The organism is Methanobacterium sp., assembly GCF_016217785.1.
Classification (GTDB): Archaea; Methanobacteriota; Methanobacteria; order Methanobacteriales; family Methanobacteriaceae; genus Methanobacterium.
On the sequence record NZ_JACRGA010000001.1, the window covers coordinates 20,547 to 35,360 of the forward strand.

The 14,814-nt window shown below is 35.5% G+C and carries 15 protein-coding genes; 10 read left to right on the forward strand and 5 right to left on the reverse strand.

Annotated elements, in window-relative coordinates; all coding sequences use genetic code 11:
- Positions 1–248 precede the first annotated feature (248 nt).
- A complete protein-coding gene (locus tag HY987_RS00135; RefSeq protein WP_292754119.1) occupies positions 249–1,679 on the forward strand; it encodes a radical SAM protein in 1,431 nt (476 codons plus the stop codon).
- A gap of 200 nt (positions 1,680–1,879) precedes the next feature.
- Here the strand turns inward: HY987_RS00135 and HY987_RS00140 are convergent, their stop codons facing one another.
- Both HY987_RS00140 and HY987_RS00145 read right to left on the reverse strand, forming a co-directional pair.
- The gene (locus HY987_RS00140; protein WP_292754121.1) at positions 1,880–2,440 is read right to left on the reverse strand and encodes a hypothetical protein; all 561 of its coding nucleotides are present in this window, start codon (positions 2,438–2,440) and stop codon (positions 1,880–1,882) included.
- A 253-nt stretch (positions 2,441–2,693) separates the two neighbouring features.
- Positions 2,694–3,395 carry a zinc dependent phospholipase C family protein gene (locus tag HY987_RS00145; RefSeq protein ID WP_292754123.1) on the reverse strand — a complete coding sequence of 234 codons (702 nt, stop codon included), beginning with the start codon at positions 3,393–3,395 and terminating at the stop codon, positions 2,694–2,696.
- A 206-nt stretch (positions 3,396–3,601) separates the two neighbouring features.
- Here HY987_RS00145 and HY987_RS00150 point away from each other — a divergent pair, with 206 nt between their 5' ends.
- From HY987_RS00150 to HY987_RS00165, 4 genes are all read left to right on the forward strand, one after another.
- A complete protein-coding gene (locus HY987_RS00150; RefSeq protein WP_292754125.1) occupies positions 3,602–4,246 on the forward strand; it encodes a SatD family protein in 645 nt (214 codons plus the stop codon).
- Complete coding sequence (locus HY987_RS00155) at positions 4,243–4,590, forward strand: hypothetical protein (RefSeq protein ID WP_292754127.1); 348 nt, start codon at positions 4,243–4,245, stop codon at positions 4,588–4,590. Before HY987_RS00150 ends, HY987_RS00155 begins: the two co-directional genes overlap by 4 nt.
- A gap of 216 nt (positions 4,591–4,806) precedes the next feature.
- Positions 4,807–5,559: a hypothetical protein gene (locus HY987_RS00160; protein ID WP_292754129.1), complete on the forward strand. Its 753-nt coding sequence runs from the start codon at positions 4,807–4,809 to the stop codon at positions 5,557–5,559.
- 232 nt (positions 5,560–5,791) lie between these two features.
- Positions 5,792–6,775, forward strand: a complete 984-nt coding sequence (locus tag HY987_RS00165) for a tocopherol cyclase family protein (protein ID WP_292754147.1) — start codon at positions 5,792–5,794, stop codon at positions 6,773–6,775.
- A gap of 531 nt (positions 6,776–7,306) precedes the next feature.
- Here the strand turns inward: HY987_RS00165 and HY987_RS00170 are convergent.
- Together HY987_RS00170 and HY987_RS00175 are read right to left on the reverse strand one after the other, a co-directional pair.
- A complete protein-coding gene (locus tag HY987_RS00170; RefSeq protein ID WP_292754131.1) occupies positions 7,307–8,353 on the reverse strand; it encodes a hypothetical protein in 1,047 nt (348 codons plus the stop codon).
- A gap of 173 nt (positions 8,354–8,526) precedes the next feature.
- On the reverse strand, positions 8,527–9,564 hold the full coding sequence (locus HY987_RS00175) for a virulence RhuM family protein (RefSeq protein WP_292754133.1): 1,038 nt from the start codon (positions 9,562–9,564) through the stop codon (positions 8,527–8,529).
- Positions 9,565–10,130: 566 nt separating this feature from the next.
- Between HY987_RS00175 and HY987_RS00180 the strand changes: the two genes are divergently transcribed.
- Entirely contained in the window at positions 10,131–10,577 is a 447-nt protein-coding gene (locus tag HY987_RS00180; protein ID WP_292754135.1) for an N-acetyltransferase, read from the forward strand.
- A gap of 279 nt (positions 10,578–10,856) precedes the next feature.
- A complete protein-coding gene (locus HY987_RS00185; RefSeq protein ID WP_292754137.1) occupies positions 10,857–11,633 on the forward strand; it encodes a class I SAM-dependent methyltransferase in 777 nt (258 codons plus the stop codon).
- A 210-nt stretch (positions 11,634–11,843) separates the two neighbouring features.
- Here HY987_RS00185 and HY987_RS00190 read toward each other — a convergent pair whose 3' ends face one another.
- On the reverse strand, positions 11,844–12,833 hold the full coding sequence (locus HY987_RS00190; protein ID WP_292754139.1) for a pectinesterase family protein: 990 nt from the start codon (positions 12,831–12,833) through the stop codon (positions 11,844–11,846).
- A 332-nt stretch (positions 12,834–13,165) separates the two neighbouring features.
- On the opposite strand from HY987_RS00190, the gene HY987_RS00195 reads away from it, so the two are divergent.
- The 3 genes from HY987_RS00195 to HY987_RS00205 form a co-directional block, all read left to right on the forward strand.
- Complete coding sequence (locus tag HY987_RS00195) at positions 13,166–13,741, forward strand: nucleotidyltransferase domain-containing protein (RefSeq protein ID WP_292754141.1); 576 nt, start codon at positions 13,166–13,168, stop codon at positions 13,739–13,741.
- Complete coding sequence (locus tag HY987_RS00200; protein WP_292754143.1) at positions 13,731–14,261, forward strand: hypothetical protein; 531 nt, start codon at positions 13,731–13,733, stop codon at positions 14,259–14,261. The genes HY987_RS00195 and HY987_RS00200 overlap by 11 nt, the downstream gene beginning before the upstream one ends.
- A 285-nt stretch (positions 14,262–14,546) precedes the next feature.
- A partial coding sequence (locus HY987_RS00205; RefSeq protein ID WP_292754145.1) for a hypothetical protein occupies positions 14,547–14,814 on the forward strand: 268 nt, incomplete at its 3' end.

Consider the following 14,814-nt stretch of genomic DNA (forward strand, 5'->3'; position numbering starts at 1 on the left):
AAGACCTAATTTTCAATTGTTCTTTATCAACATAATTCAATTAGTAGCACTTACAATAACTATACATGATCACCAGGGAATAAACAGATACGATTGAGAGATTTGGGTTTGATTTGAGTGTAATTTGTGCATAATTATTATATTAGGTTTTGGAAGAGACAATGTTATGTCATTTATATCGTTGGTGGTTAAAAATCCATTCAGAAACAAAACTAGAAGTTCCTTAGCAATTGTTGGATGTGGTCAATATGAAAGTCCTATTCTCGACACCACCTGGTAACACTGCCGAGAAGTGGCCCCCTTTGGGATTACTGTATCTGGCTGCCAGCCTCAAAAGGCACAGAAGTGATGATGTTAAGGTAGTAGACGCGTTTTGTATGAACTTAACTAAAGTTGAGCTCTTAAAATTAATCAAAAAAGAAAATCCAGATATTTTAGGACTTAATACATCGACTCACTCCTTTATTAACTCCATTGAAGTGCTCCAGGAGGTATCACGAGTTTTGCCCAACACAACCATCGTTATGGGCGGATATCACGCAACTTTTGCTGCAGAACAAATATTAAAAACATATCCCTTTGTAAATTACGTTATTAAAGGTGAGGCCGACAGGGCCATTGTAGAACTTCTCGAATGCATTGAAAATGACATTCAACCGTCCCAAGTAGAAGGGATAAGTTTTGTTGATGAAGACCACTATTTCACTAACCCACCTGCTTTAATCAAAAACCTTGACAATCTTGCTTTCCCTGATAGAAACCTCCTTAAAGATGTGGAATATGGATACACTTACCATAACATACCTCTGATGTTCGGCAAATTAACCACCATGAGCACTTCGAGGGGCTGTCCATTTGGATGTTCTTACTGCTCTTGTGCTTCATTTTCGCGTAGAAATCTTCGTTACAGGAGTGCAGAGAATGTAATTCATGAAATGCAGATGCTTTCTGATGACGGCTTTAAAAACCTAGTGATTGTAGACGATAATTTCACATATAAGCCTGAACGGGTAGAGGAAATATGTGAACTCATCAAAGAGGAAAGAATCAGAATGAAATTCTATTGCGAGGGTCGGGTCGATAAAGCATTTCCAGATCTCTTGAAAAAGATGAAAAATGCCGGCTTTGATGTGATATATTTTGGAGCAGAGAGCAGGTCGAAGCATGCACTGGACTATTATAATAAAAAGATAACACCAGAACAGACCATGAAAGCTGTTGAAAACGCAAAAAAAGCGAATATGATCGTTATTACTTCCTTCATTTTAGGTGCCCCGGTAGAATCAATGGAAGATTTAAAGAAAACTATCAATTTTATACACCAATTGAAACCGCACGGAATTCAGATGAATATATTGGACATACTTATTGGGACAAAACTTTGGGAAGATATGTCCCAGAGGGGTAAAATCGGTCCAGAAGATTGGAAGACCAACCACCACATATACGAGTACGAGGATAGTGGACATAACAGAAATGAATTGGAAAAATTGGTTAATCAAGGATATAAAGCCCATTTTGATTCCTGGAAAAATAAAAAAACCATAGAAGAGCTTATAAAACTCATATTATATAACCAGACAGCCAGAAGCACCATTTTCAACAATCTTTTAAGTCCCCATATATGGAAATCCATAAAAGAATTAGAAACCCATAAAAGAATGGATGAAATCACTTAATATTGGTGTAACTATTTAAGAAAACGCTCTAGATAACTGTTAACTCACTTCCCCGAATTTCCTTAGGTATTTCAATTCTATCCATCTATATTTTAAAATAATAATCTATTGTTGGTATGATGTTCATAATGAAATTATTGTGGAGATAAAAATTTGTGTGAAAATAATGAATTTAATTAAAAAAGGTAAGGTGGAAACCCTTACTTTATAGTGATTGAGTCCACGATATTCTGTATTGTTTTCTGATTTTCGGCTGTATTGTTACTGGGAGTTGCGAATATAATGTAGTAAGCTGTTTGGTTGTTTTTGGTGAATACATAGGTGGTTGCAAATACTGTTAGGTGTGAAGAGGCTCCAGTGGCATTATAGGTGTAAACTATGGCTTCGTAACCGTTTTTAAGGCTTGTTCTGTTAACGAAGGGGGCCTGATTTGCTTCTTTTATTATGTAATTGTTATTCAGATTGTCAGCGACGGCAGTGAGACTACTGTTGGTGATGTTGCCCACACCAATCTCCATGATGAAGGTGTAATTGTCAATGGATTTACCATCAATGAAAACTCCGGTTATATTAAAACCAGACTGGTTTGCCAGTTGTTGGTCAGTGGCTGGAGCACTGATCTGGGTCCAGTTTCCAGGATACTGCAATGACAGACCCGCTTTGTCAAAAGTTTTATAGTTATCAGTGGTACATCCAGATACCATGATGATGCTTAAAGCCAAAATTAACATTATTATAGTAGTTTTGTAATCAACCCTCATTTTTCTCACCCCTAAAATCATTAAAGATTATTATATTTATTATTATGGCTCTTTTTAGTATATAATCCTTATTTAATGGCAAATATGGGTTAAAAAGAATTAAAGTAACTTTACTATAATATCATAGTATATTTGCTATAAATCTAAAACTTATCCCAAATTGGAGTTTATGTTATATTAATATAACAAAAAATCACTTAATTTTCATGAATATTTCAAATATCCATTTTTTTTAGTCGTTATCGCCGGGGATTTAGTTATTATCCTCCGGAATGAAACTCATTATTAATTCATATAACGAGGATAATACATCGTTAGATGTACTGGTTGTGGAATTGGTGGTGGCATTAACATTTATGCTGTTACTGATGGCGGATAATGAAACCGATGCGGCATCATTGAGGTTATTCTGTACAATATTAGTGTCTTTAGTTTCCAGCCATTGATTCCAGCTGGTCCCGCCCTGGGTGTAACCATTCTGCATTAAGGTTTTCAATTCTCCGCCTTGGTTAGTGGCAGTTGGTTTGAGTTTGGTTCCCTGTTTTTCATATTTGCTGTGATCAGAGGATGCTTCCTTGCTCACGCAGTGTGGTGCAGAGAAGGTGTCGGATATATAGTGGGAGGCAATTCCATAATCAGTGCTAGCTTCATCATAGTCCCCTTTGTCGTAGGCAGCTTTTCCATTATCAAGCCATATTTTAGCTTTTTCATAGCTTTTGGGATAGCTGTGGTAGGTGAAGTCTTTGAATTTTTCATCAGGGTCGTTAGATGCATTTTTCATTAACTCCAGGTTGAGGTTCTTCTGCACATCAGACGGTAACCCCTGGTAAACAGTGTCTATGATCTGGGAGTGAGTATCCCAGCTCCATGCAAAAGATGATGGAATGGTGCTTAAGGTGATAATTATGAGAATTAAAAATATACGGAAAGTTAAGATAGGTTTTAATTTATTCATGGCTTTAATTAGGTGTATTAACTGATATAACTTTTAAGATCCATGTGGCTTTAGCCATCATCTGATATATTGATTTCTCAATTTAGTCCTGACCTTGATGATTACTTAAAATAATGTAGTAACCCATTATACAAAATATATATTGGTATAATTATTTACAGAGAATATCCTTGTATTTATATATGTGGGGAACTATAATATAATTCATGAACAGGGAAGGACATGTGTTACTGGGAGATATCGTCTCATCAAAAAAGATTAAAAATAGAGCCAAATTTCAGAAAAAGCTCATGAAAGCCTGTGATGCTATTAATCAAGCCCATAATGATAATATTATAGCTGAGATGAAGATTATAAAGGGATCAGATGAGATCGGTTGCCTTTTGGGAAACCTTGCACCGCTTTATGATATAATTGATGGGATTTCCAATGATTTATACCCTGTAAAAATCCGATTTGTCTTGGTTAACGGTAAAATTGATACAGGTTTCGAGACTAAAGATATCTCACAGATGGATGGTCCTGCCTTCCACCAGGCCTCTAAACTGATAATGGATCTTAAAAAAGAAAAATTAATATTTAACATGTCAACAAGTAATAAAATACTGGACATACTCATTACCAATAACATAAACCTAATTTATCTTTTAAAGAAAAGATGGTCTTCTGCGAAGCTAGAGATTATTCACTCCTATGAAAGATGGGGTGATCAGAGGAAAGTTGCCAGCAAACTGGGTATATCTCAGCAGACTGTTTCATATCACCTTATGTCTTCCAACTGGAAGGAAATTAAAAAAATGGAAGCAGAACTTAACCAGTCATTAAAAGAATTAAGAATGGGATCAACATGATTTTGGAACTTAAAATAGTTATCATTATTGCGGGGTATCTGTTTTTAATTGCCACCAGTGGAATTATAATTAGATTCATCCTTTCCCGTGCAGAGAAGGGAAAAATTGCTGAGAAAAAGGAATGGGATACTGGTTTTATTATTGGAAAATGTGAAAACATACTGATACTAACTTTCATGCTTCTTGATGCTTACATTGCCCTTGCTATAATATTTGCAGCCAAAACTATTATCCGAGAGGAGGATATTAAAAAGAATTCTCTATATTTTTTAGCGGGAACCATGATTAATGTAACCTACTCTATCATTATTGGGGCAATAATTAAGGGGTTGATTAATATTTGATGCACATTATATGCTATTTAAACCCCATATTAATCTAAAGTTTTAATAAAGGTTTTATTCCATATAGAATAAAATTTACTCACAAAGAATTTGTGGTTTATTAAATATCACATCTAAATATAAGGATCCCACTACTTAAAGATGATATAAATACATCTGAAGGCGGTTAAAATTAAATACAAATGGATATTATCATTTCTAATACTATTTACGCTGATGCTGGGCTGTGCAGCTGCAGCTGGGAATTCCAGTTCTACTAAGACCACAACTGGAGCATTGCCTGTGCCTTACACCAGCCCTGTAACTCCATTGTACCAAATCCCCTCGGTGGGGACTGGTTTTATCATGGGTTATTATATTAACCCCGGTGTCACACCCATATCCCAAATCGATTTTAAAAGTCTAAAAACTGCTGGAATTACAGATGTATACGTTTTAGTAAAAAATGATAATTACTTACCCATACTAACTGAAGCCAAAACAAAGGCTGATTCTGTGGGAATAAAAACTCATGCCTGGGTTTTTCCAGGTTTCAGTCATGCCTCTGAGGTTGCTGGGATGGACATAGGGGTCCATTTAGATGTGGAAACCTATGATATGCCCTCCTATATTCCAATGATTAAAGCCATGAGGGAGGACACCCAGGGAGTAACTTTTTCCCTTTGCGTGAAGCCCGAAGGATGGGATGATAACCAATATTACTACATGATAGCCCCATTATGTGACTACATAGTCCCCATGCTCTATATAGGTGACTATCCTCATAGCATAAACGGTTTAAAAAACTGGGCTAAAGTATATAACGCTCTTCTTCCCGGGAAGATCGTAGCCGGACTTCAAACCTATGATTCCTACCAGAATGTAACTCCGGTGAGTGAAATTACTTTACTGTCTGAGATCAAAGCGGTGCAACCTAATACACGTGGAGTTATCCTATTTAGGTATGGATTATCCAATTTCAATGGGTAAGTGAATCTACTTTTTAATTTAGAAATGATAATTTAGAGCGTTCTGCCACGTTAAAATTTAAATGTAAACATAGTATCATATAATAATTGATATGATAAGATACTATTTAATAGGGTTAAATTATTTGTTTCCCAAGATATTTTCATTGAAAAAAGTATAATAACGTGTTTTAGGGTTCGATTTAATCATTACAATATGATAGTGGAAATGATTTGAGGGGGAACTGATTTTGATGGGGAAAATCTGGAAGCCCGAAGTTTTCCAGGGCAGAGGGAAGAAAAAAGACTATTTTGAAGGATGGTACTTCAAATCTGTTTCTCGAGATGAAAAAATAGCTTACGCTATAATTGTTGGAGTATCCATCACCAAAAAACTAAATAAATCCCATGCTTTTGTAATGTTCATGGATGCACGCAACCAGGATCTTCATTACTTTAAATATCCACTTTCAAGCTTCTGGGCGAATAAGGAAAAATTTGAAATCAAAATTGGTAATAACTTTTTCAGTATGAATGATATATACCTTGATATTGATGATGGTCACACAAAAATTACAGCCAAAATGAAATTCGATAACATTTTTCCATGGCCAGTTAAAAAATTATCTCCAGGGGTTATGGGGATTTATGCCTTTATTCCTTTTATGGAATGTTACCATGGTGTTTTAAGTTTCAACCATTCAATCAAGGGATATGTAGAGATAAACAATAAGAAAAAAGATTTCACGGGGGGAAAAGGATATATTGAGAAGGATTGGGGTTCATCCATGCCCTCATCATGGATTTGGATGCAGACTAACCATTTTGATGAAGTTGATTTATCTCTTTTTGGATCCATTGCCAAAATTCCATGGCTCGGTAATTATTTTACAGGTTACATATTCGGTTTACTCCATAATAAACGATTATACAAGTTTACAACATACAACGGAGCTAAAATCGAAAAATTACAGGTTACTGATGACACTATCAAAATAATAATTGTTAATAAAGAATTAGAACTACAAATAGACGCCAGTCGGGATGAAGGTGTGGATATTCCTGCTCCAAAATTGGGGGAAATGACGGCTAAAGTTAACGAATCCCTCCGATCCAGAATAAATATAAAATTATTTAGGAAAAATAAAAAAGAAAAATTATTAATACTTTCAGGAACCGGTAGAAATGCTGGTTTAGAGTTTGTGGGGGATTTAAACGAATTATTGAAGGGTTTTTGACTCATCTCATTCCTAATAAGTGGAGGAGCAGGAGCACCCCCTGAAAATAACCATCCACCCCATCACCATTACATAATAATAAACGTCACCGACAACATAATACATTACACCAGTAACATACTAAATCTAAATTTTATCAAATTTGGAGGGGTAAATACGGCAACATTCGAGAAAAAGGGTAAGAAAGGACATAAATTTTATGCAACGAGTGAAGAAAAAGAACAAATAACTACTGATAAAATCCACGAAGCATTCGAAGTTCTTGATTTAACAGAAGAAGAACGAAAACAACTGGAAGAAAAGAGCAACGCGAGATTGAAGAAAGAGTGGAAATTGGTAACTATCGATGCTTTGGGTGTTAGTGAAACTTTAAACACTTTTGAAAATGCAGGGTGGACTATATACCCTGAAAGTTTAGTTTTTACTAATTCCGGAACTTATAGTATACTTATATCCAAATAATGTAGTGGTAAAAGTAGTAAAAATAAATATTTATTTTTTTTCCTTTTTTGAGGGCTTATCTTCTATTTATCAATTAACCCCGTTTCTTTCGATTTTCACTTTCATATCAACGAGTATTTTTTTAAATTCTCTCCATTGATTTTCATCCAAATTTTTCTCTATTTTAAATCCGAAACCGTGGCCTACTTTGTAAAAATCGTCCATTTCTAAAATACTATCTAAACATTTCTGAAAGATTTCATCTCCACCTCTAACTTCTTTGCTTATATTAAATTGGGTGGAGAATACGCTCTGTCCGAAGGAATATAACTTGGAATAGCATTGCAGTATCTTTACTTCACGGTTTTCAATGGGAATCGTTAAAAAGAATCCTTTCCGGGTCCATTTTCTCTCGAGATTATTTTTACTGGCAAAATCCATTAATTCCTGGTAGAAATCTACACCAACATCATCCAGGTTCTCGAAAAAGGTTGATTCTGATAATTCAGGTTCCAAGGGTGTTATAATCCTGGAGTGACCCATTAACCTGGGAACTAAAGTCCTGGTTCCAGTGGTATCATCAGTGTATTGTTTGATCTCCAGTGCCAGAACTTCGGTTGATTCCATTTTATTGTTTAGAAACTCGATAATGTTCTGCAGATTTCTGGGAATCTCATCAGATACTATGATGAGTCTCATTTTCTCTTCTTCTAGATTGGTTTTCACTTTTTCAAAGAATTCTTCTTCATCTGGAAGGGTTTCTAAAAATTCCTGCCAAGTGATGGGGTTGTTGGATTTTATCTGGGAGATAATGGTTTCTACTGATTGGGAGAAAACCAGATTTGAAGCATAATCAAAGATCTGGCCCACTACTTCACGGTGGATTTCAGGGTTAGTTCCTTTTTTAACTTCCACTATGGTGGGGATTCCATCCTGATCCAGGAGGAAGAGGTCTATGTTATCAATCTCACGACCTACCAAGAGCCATCTGCGAGGATTCTCCGTATCGATCCAGTCACCAGGGATGAGATCAGGGTATTTGGATAGTAACTCCTGGAAGTTGTTTTCGTTTTGATGTTTTTCTTCATGGACTACTTCCAGCTCATTGTCTTTTAATTTGTAAATTTTCCCATTCACTTAGTAATCTCCATAGTTGTAATTAGTGTATTAATGTTAAAATGTAGTTTTTGATGGATTTATAGATAAAACTAGATTTATTATTTGATATTGAATTAAATTAAGTCTTTCTATGTGAATAAATTGAAATAAAATAGGTTTCTATCAAAAAAACCTGAATATGGTAAGAAAAATTAAGTGTATCCATTTCCAGTTTTATCCAAATACTTCCGAGCCACATCCTTATCAAAATCAGAAATATAATCCTTATCCTGGATTTCTCGATATTTTTCAAATTCTTTGGAGGCGATCTCTTTAGCTACTGCTTTTGTAACTTTTCCCGGATTTTTTAGGATGTCATATTCGTTGAATTCTAGGAATTTATCTAACCTTGATACCCAGTCTTCCATGGACATGAGTTTATGTCTATTAGCCTGGTTCTCTGCGTAGTCCAGGTACATGTTAACGATACGATTCAATTCAGAAATCTCTTCTTGGGATAAATAGTTTTTAGCAACACCAGTGTCTGATTTTAGGATTTTCCCTTCTGGTGCATTTTTCCAGGTTGTAATGCCCATATTTTTTTTAGAGCTGTCAGCTCTTTCTGATATGATTTCTGCTGCAGTGTGGTGAGTTATGGCCCAGTGAAGTTTATTTTGAATAGTTGCATAGAAGGTTCTGGTAATCTCAGCATCTTTGTTATAATCAAAGCTGCACTGTGCATAAATGTCTGTTATTTTCTGGTAGAATCTACGTTCACTGGCACGTATTTCACGGATCTTTTCCAGTAATTCATCAAAGTAATCTCGACCAAAACGGGTTCCGTTTTTTAAAAGTTCATCATCCAAAACGAAACCTTTGGTTATAAATTGATTTAAGACGTTAGTAGCCCAAATACGGAATTGCGTAGCCTTTTTAGAGTTCACCCGATAACCTACAGCAATAATTGCATCCAGATTATAAAAATTAATATCTCTACTAACTTCTCTATTACCTTCTTTTTGAACTATTAGGAAATTCCTAATAGTTGACTTTTTAGATAATTCACCGATTTGAAATATATTTTTCAAATGTTCATTTATGGTTGATGGTGTCACATCAAAGAGTTCTGCCATAGTTTTCTGTGTGGACCACATGGTTTCATCTTTAAAAAGAACTTCAATGGTTGCCGCCCCTTCATCGCCCTTGTAAAGAATTATATTATTCTTTTGTAATTTTTGATCTTCAACCATAGATCTCAACCCTCTAAAAATATTTACTCTTCTTTAGGAATAATGAACCCCTCTTTAATCGTTTATAAAATTTTACCAGTCTTTTCCCGACTTTATCTTACACTTAATGATTAGTAGATGTGTGTATTTTACTATGATCATTAAAAGTTTTGATAGTTGTCATAAGGAGTATCTGAGAAGTAAAAAAAAGATTCAACCTCTAATCAAATAACAAAATAGAGCTTTATAAATTAAGTAATGATTTTAATAAATATGATTATACTAACTCTAATAACTTCTTACCTTTCGCTTTCATCGCTATTTGTTTGGATCGTATGTTAAAGGATTTGGATCGTATGCTAAAGGAACTTCATCGAAAATGTCTGATATATGACATATGGTCATTCTAAAGCCTAGGCAGTAGGCTATTCAGGGTTTGTTGCTCGCTTCATCTTTTGTATAACTTGGAACCAAATCGCTTCGTAAACCCTTACAGGTCAACCGCCACCGTTAGCGGTAATACGGGGAGATAAGACGGAAAATAAAACTTGACAAATTAGGAAACAACAGAGATATGGTGAAAATAAATGGTGAAAATAGAAAAAATTATGGAAAATAAGAAACAGTTCCTTGCCTTATTGTTGTTGGCAGACGAGCAGGAAGATATGGTTGACAAGTATTTGCCGAGTGGAGACTTGTTTGCTTTATATGACGATGATTTGAAAAGTGTTTGCGTCGTAGTGCCGATAAATAGCAGAAACTGCGAGTTGAAAAACATAGCGACATACGAGAAATATCAGGGCAAAGGGTACGGTAGAGCGTTGATAAATTTCATTTTTGATTTCTACAAAAACGACTACCAAGCAATGATTGTCGGGACAGGCGAAACCCCTGCAATCTTGTCGTTTTATGAAAGTTGTGGATTTCGAAAGTCATATCGAGTAAAGAATTTTTTCACAGATAATTACGACCACCCTATTTTCGAGGGTGACATACAACTTGTTGATATGATTTATCTTAAAAAGGATTTATAGGAATAGCGGGAAATGTATTAACAAAGGAAATTAAAACGCTGAACAAATAAGCACTACCGCTAACAACGTATATATGATAAAGCGGTAACAGATATAATCAAGCCAGTAACAGTTATAATAAACAGTACCAGGGTGTTTGCGGGCAGTTCAGCCAGAGCAGGGTTTCTCGGTGGTTAGAGATGTTAGTTCCACAATCTGCTTCATTTCATATACGCAACCGTTAGAGGCAAGCATGAGTACGGAAAATTGACAAAAAATAAAATCAAGGGGGATTAGTTTATGAGTAACGAAAACCAAACGATTCACGAATTTGACTTGAATATTATTTATGATTACTTTGGAAACACAGAGCGGCAGGGACCTGGAAGTTCCGAAGTAACGCTTAAAGCTTTGAGTTTTATAGATGGTCTTACTGCAAAATCCAAAATTGCCGATATTGGTTGCGGAACAGGCGGTCAAACTAGGGTGTTGGCGCAAAACACGGCGAGCGAAGTTATCGGTGTTGATTTATTTCCAGAGTTTATCAAACAATTTAACCAAAACGCCCAAAACCAAAATCTCCAAGATAGAGTGAAAGGTGTCAAGGGCGATATGAAAAATCTTCCTTTTCAAGAAGAAGAATTGGACTTGATCTGGTCGGAAGGTGCGATTTATAACATTGGATTTGAACGTGGATTAAGAGATTGGCGAAAATTTCTTAAAACAGGGGGATATATCGCAGTTACAGAAAATACCTGGTTTACCCAAGAGCGACCCACCGAAATTCAGGACTTTTGGCAAGAAGCCTATCCCGAAATAGACACCATATCCAACAAGGTTGATCAAATGCAAAAAGCAGGTTATCTTCCCATTGCTACCTTTGTTGTCCCCGAAGCTTGTTGGACATATTATTATGAAGTTCAGCATCCCCAAATGCAGGAATCTTTACTGGAAAAGTATAAGGGCAATAAATCCGCAGAAGAATTCATAGCCTATCAGCAATATGAGGCAGAGTTATATCGTAAATACAAAGCGTATTATGGGTATGTGTTTTATATAGGGAAAAGAATCAAATAATGACTGCCTCTAAATCTAGCAGGCGTCATATGTCATAGGGGTTTTTAGTAGTATATCAAGCGTTTCAGCTCACATCAAGGTTTGTAACGGGTGACAGACTAGGGCTCCGAAATCCCCTACGGCGGGGTTTTTAAAGGAGAAAAAGTAGTAGGGGAATGAAGTTATCTCTGGTGATTTTTAAATTATAAAAGTTTTTACATTGTAAAAAAATTAGGATATCTTTAAATTCTGTTTAACGCTTTTTAAACTAAACACGCATATTATCATTAAAAATGCCAGGGTGAGATAGTTCAGTGGGGTTCCGGTTTCCTGCATACCTACAAATTTCTCCTTTGAATTGGTGGTGCTGGCTATTTTTTCGGTGGATGCAGCCTCTGCTACTGCTTGATTGGGATCTTCTGTGTCTGAGGATTCTCCTCCTCCGAATTGATTGTTGATATAACCAAAAACATCACTAAATGCAGCGTAATTACCTGATTCACGCGTTGTACCATCGCTGTAGTATATTTTACCTCCAATAACTGTGTTATTAGCATACACGGTGCCGGTGGTGAAGATCTGTGTGCCCTGGAAAAGTGCTTTTTCATTTTCTTCTATTCTAGAATCTTCCAGGAACATGGTCCCCCTGTGGTTGGCAATTCCACTCCCGTGATAGGCACTATTAAAGATAACCTGTGTATTTTTTAAGGTTAACACTGCTGAGGGGCCATTGTTGCAGATTCCCCCACCAAGCTGGCCTCGGTTATCTGCAACCACCGAGTCTTTCAGGGTTAAAGTGCCCTGGTTATTGATCCCTCCACCAGAATGGGCATTACCACGGACAATATTGAATCCAGTAATTTCTACTGTTACGCCGGGGCTGATCTGGATACAGCTACCCTTATTGTTTCCATCGATATTGGTGGTTGAGCTTCCAGCACCAACCAGGGTGACATTCTTGGTTATTTTTAGGTTTTCGGTGTAAGTACCGCTGGCCACGTTCACTACACTGTTATCTGGTGCCGAGTCCAGGGTGTTTTGAATGGTTTGTTTAGCATAGACCCATTCAGTTCCATTATTTAGATCACTTCCAGTGCCTCCATTCACGTATAAAGTGGATCCATCCGCGGCAGAAACCGCACTTAGAGAAAAAAATAAAACCAAACCCAAAAACAGGGTTGTGATGCATATACCGGTGGCTTGTGAGTGTGATTTAAACATTTTACACTTCCTTATTTTATACTTCGAGTGTTATTGTTGATAGAAATATTGTTTTTTCATAATGATATTGTTTACCCACATATATAAGTGGTAGTTATGAGTTTTAGAGTTTTTCGGAGGGCTTCATCATCAGTCATCATATGGACAGAGTAGTAATCTAAGTATTCACACTTTGCATCTTTCCCGAAGTAGTATTGCTTCTGAGTAAATATTATTTTTAAATGAACTTTTATTAATGTGTAATTATTATTATTTATTACAATTCAGACACCAAAAGAATTATAGTAAGTTTACTATAATATTATAGTATATTTACTATAATGGTGTTTTTAATGAAAGATAATACACAGGATGTACTGATAAAACTCATTGAACAGGGTGATAATCTTCCAACTATTCGTAAAATATCTCAAATGACTGGTATAAGATATACAAATGTTTATAATATCATTAAAAAGCTTGAACAAGAAAATATAATAGATTTAGAAAAAACGGGCAATGCTTACCAGTGTAATCTACTCAAAAAACCTAATTCATTGATATTCAGCGCAGAATACGCAAGAAGAGATGTATTAACTAAAAATAGTGATTTTAAAGTTCTCCAGCAAAAATTAAACTTTCTGCCCTTCCCGTTCATTGCCTTGTTGTTTGGATCCTATGCCAAAGGATCTGCTTCTGAAACTTCGGATATTGATCTGATGGTTATTGCTGAAGGAAACAGGAAAAAAGAGATTGAAAGAACCCTATCCATCCTTCCCCTGGATATTCACTTAATATTTTTCACCTATGAAGAATTTATGATGATGATTAGAAGTAAGGAATTCAGTGTTGTTTCGGAGGCAACCAAATACAACGTGATCTTAGTGGGTATTGAAGACTACTATCGGGTGATGGAAATTGTTGGATGAGGAAAGAATAAAAGAAGCAAATAATAATGTTAAAAGATATTTTAAGGAAAAGTTACTCCTTAGAAGAGATCCAGATACTGACATAATTAACACATTTAGAATCAATTCTGAAGACAGTTTAAAGGTTGCTGACTATATTTTCAGAGAAAATTTATCATCTTTGTGGGTTATTGTGACTTCATATTATTCTATGTATTACATTACCAATGCAGTGCTTTTTAGTTTAGGATACAAAGTGGGCGATAGAATCTCTCATAAAGTAACCAGTGATGCTTTGATTGTTTATGTGAGGGATAAACTAGCAAAAAATCTTCTGGAAGATTTTGAGACTGCGAAATATGAGGCAATGGATCTGAATAATATGAGTGATGAGATTATTGAAAGTTTTGATTATGAAAGAAAGAAGAGATCATCATTTCAATATGACATGAACACCGTTGTAAAAAGAACCAAAGCTGGAACTTCTCTAGAAAGAGCTAAACGATTTAATTTTGAATTTCTAAAGCTTTTAGGAAAATAGAAGTAGTAAATAAATGTTTGAAGCGTTTGGCAAAGGTATATGCGATTAAGTTCATAATCTTAATCTGCTTTCTATATTATCATCTTATCACTCAGTTGATAGTTATTTAACTAAAGATAAATCATTAATAAAATGTGGGGGTGTAGAGTATTGAATTCAGAAGAAATAGTTCAAAATGCAACCCGAGAATTGAAAGAAGATTTTCGAAAGAATAGGAATTGTTTTTTTAATGAACATGATCTGCATCATGTATTTTTCTGTAAGTTATCTCAATTAGGGAACTTAGTGCGAGCAGAATATCCAACTCGAAGACGATTTTTTACTGATAAAGATGATTCTGATAGATATATCAGGGGAAAGCATTCATTTCCTCCTAGAGGTGATAATGTTCCTAAACGTTCCAGGAGAGGTCATTATGACTTTGCCATTTTAGGTGAAGATTTTTATTCTGAATTTAAAGGTCTGAGTGATCGGTTTGAACGATTGTCCAGTAAAAATGTTGACACTAATTTAGACCAGGAAGGCAAGAAATATGTGGATATTGCCATTGAAT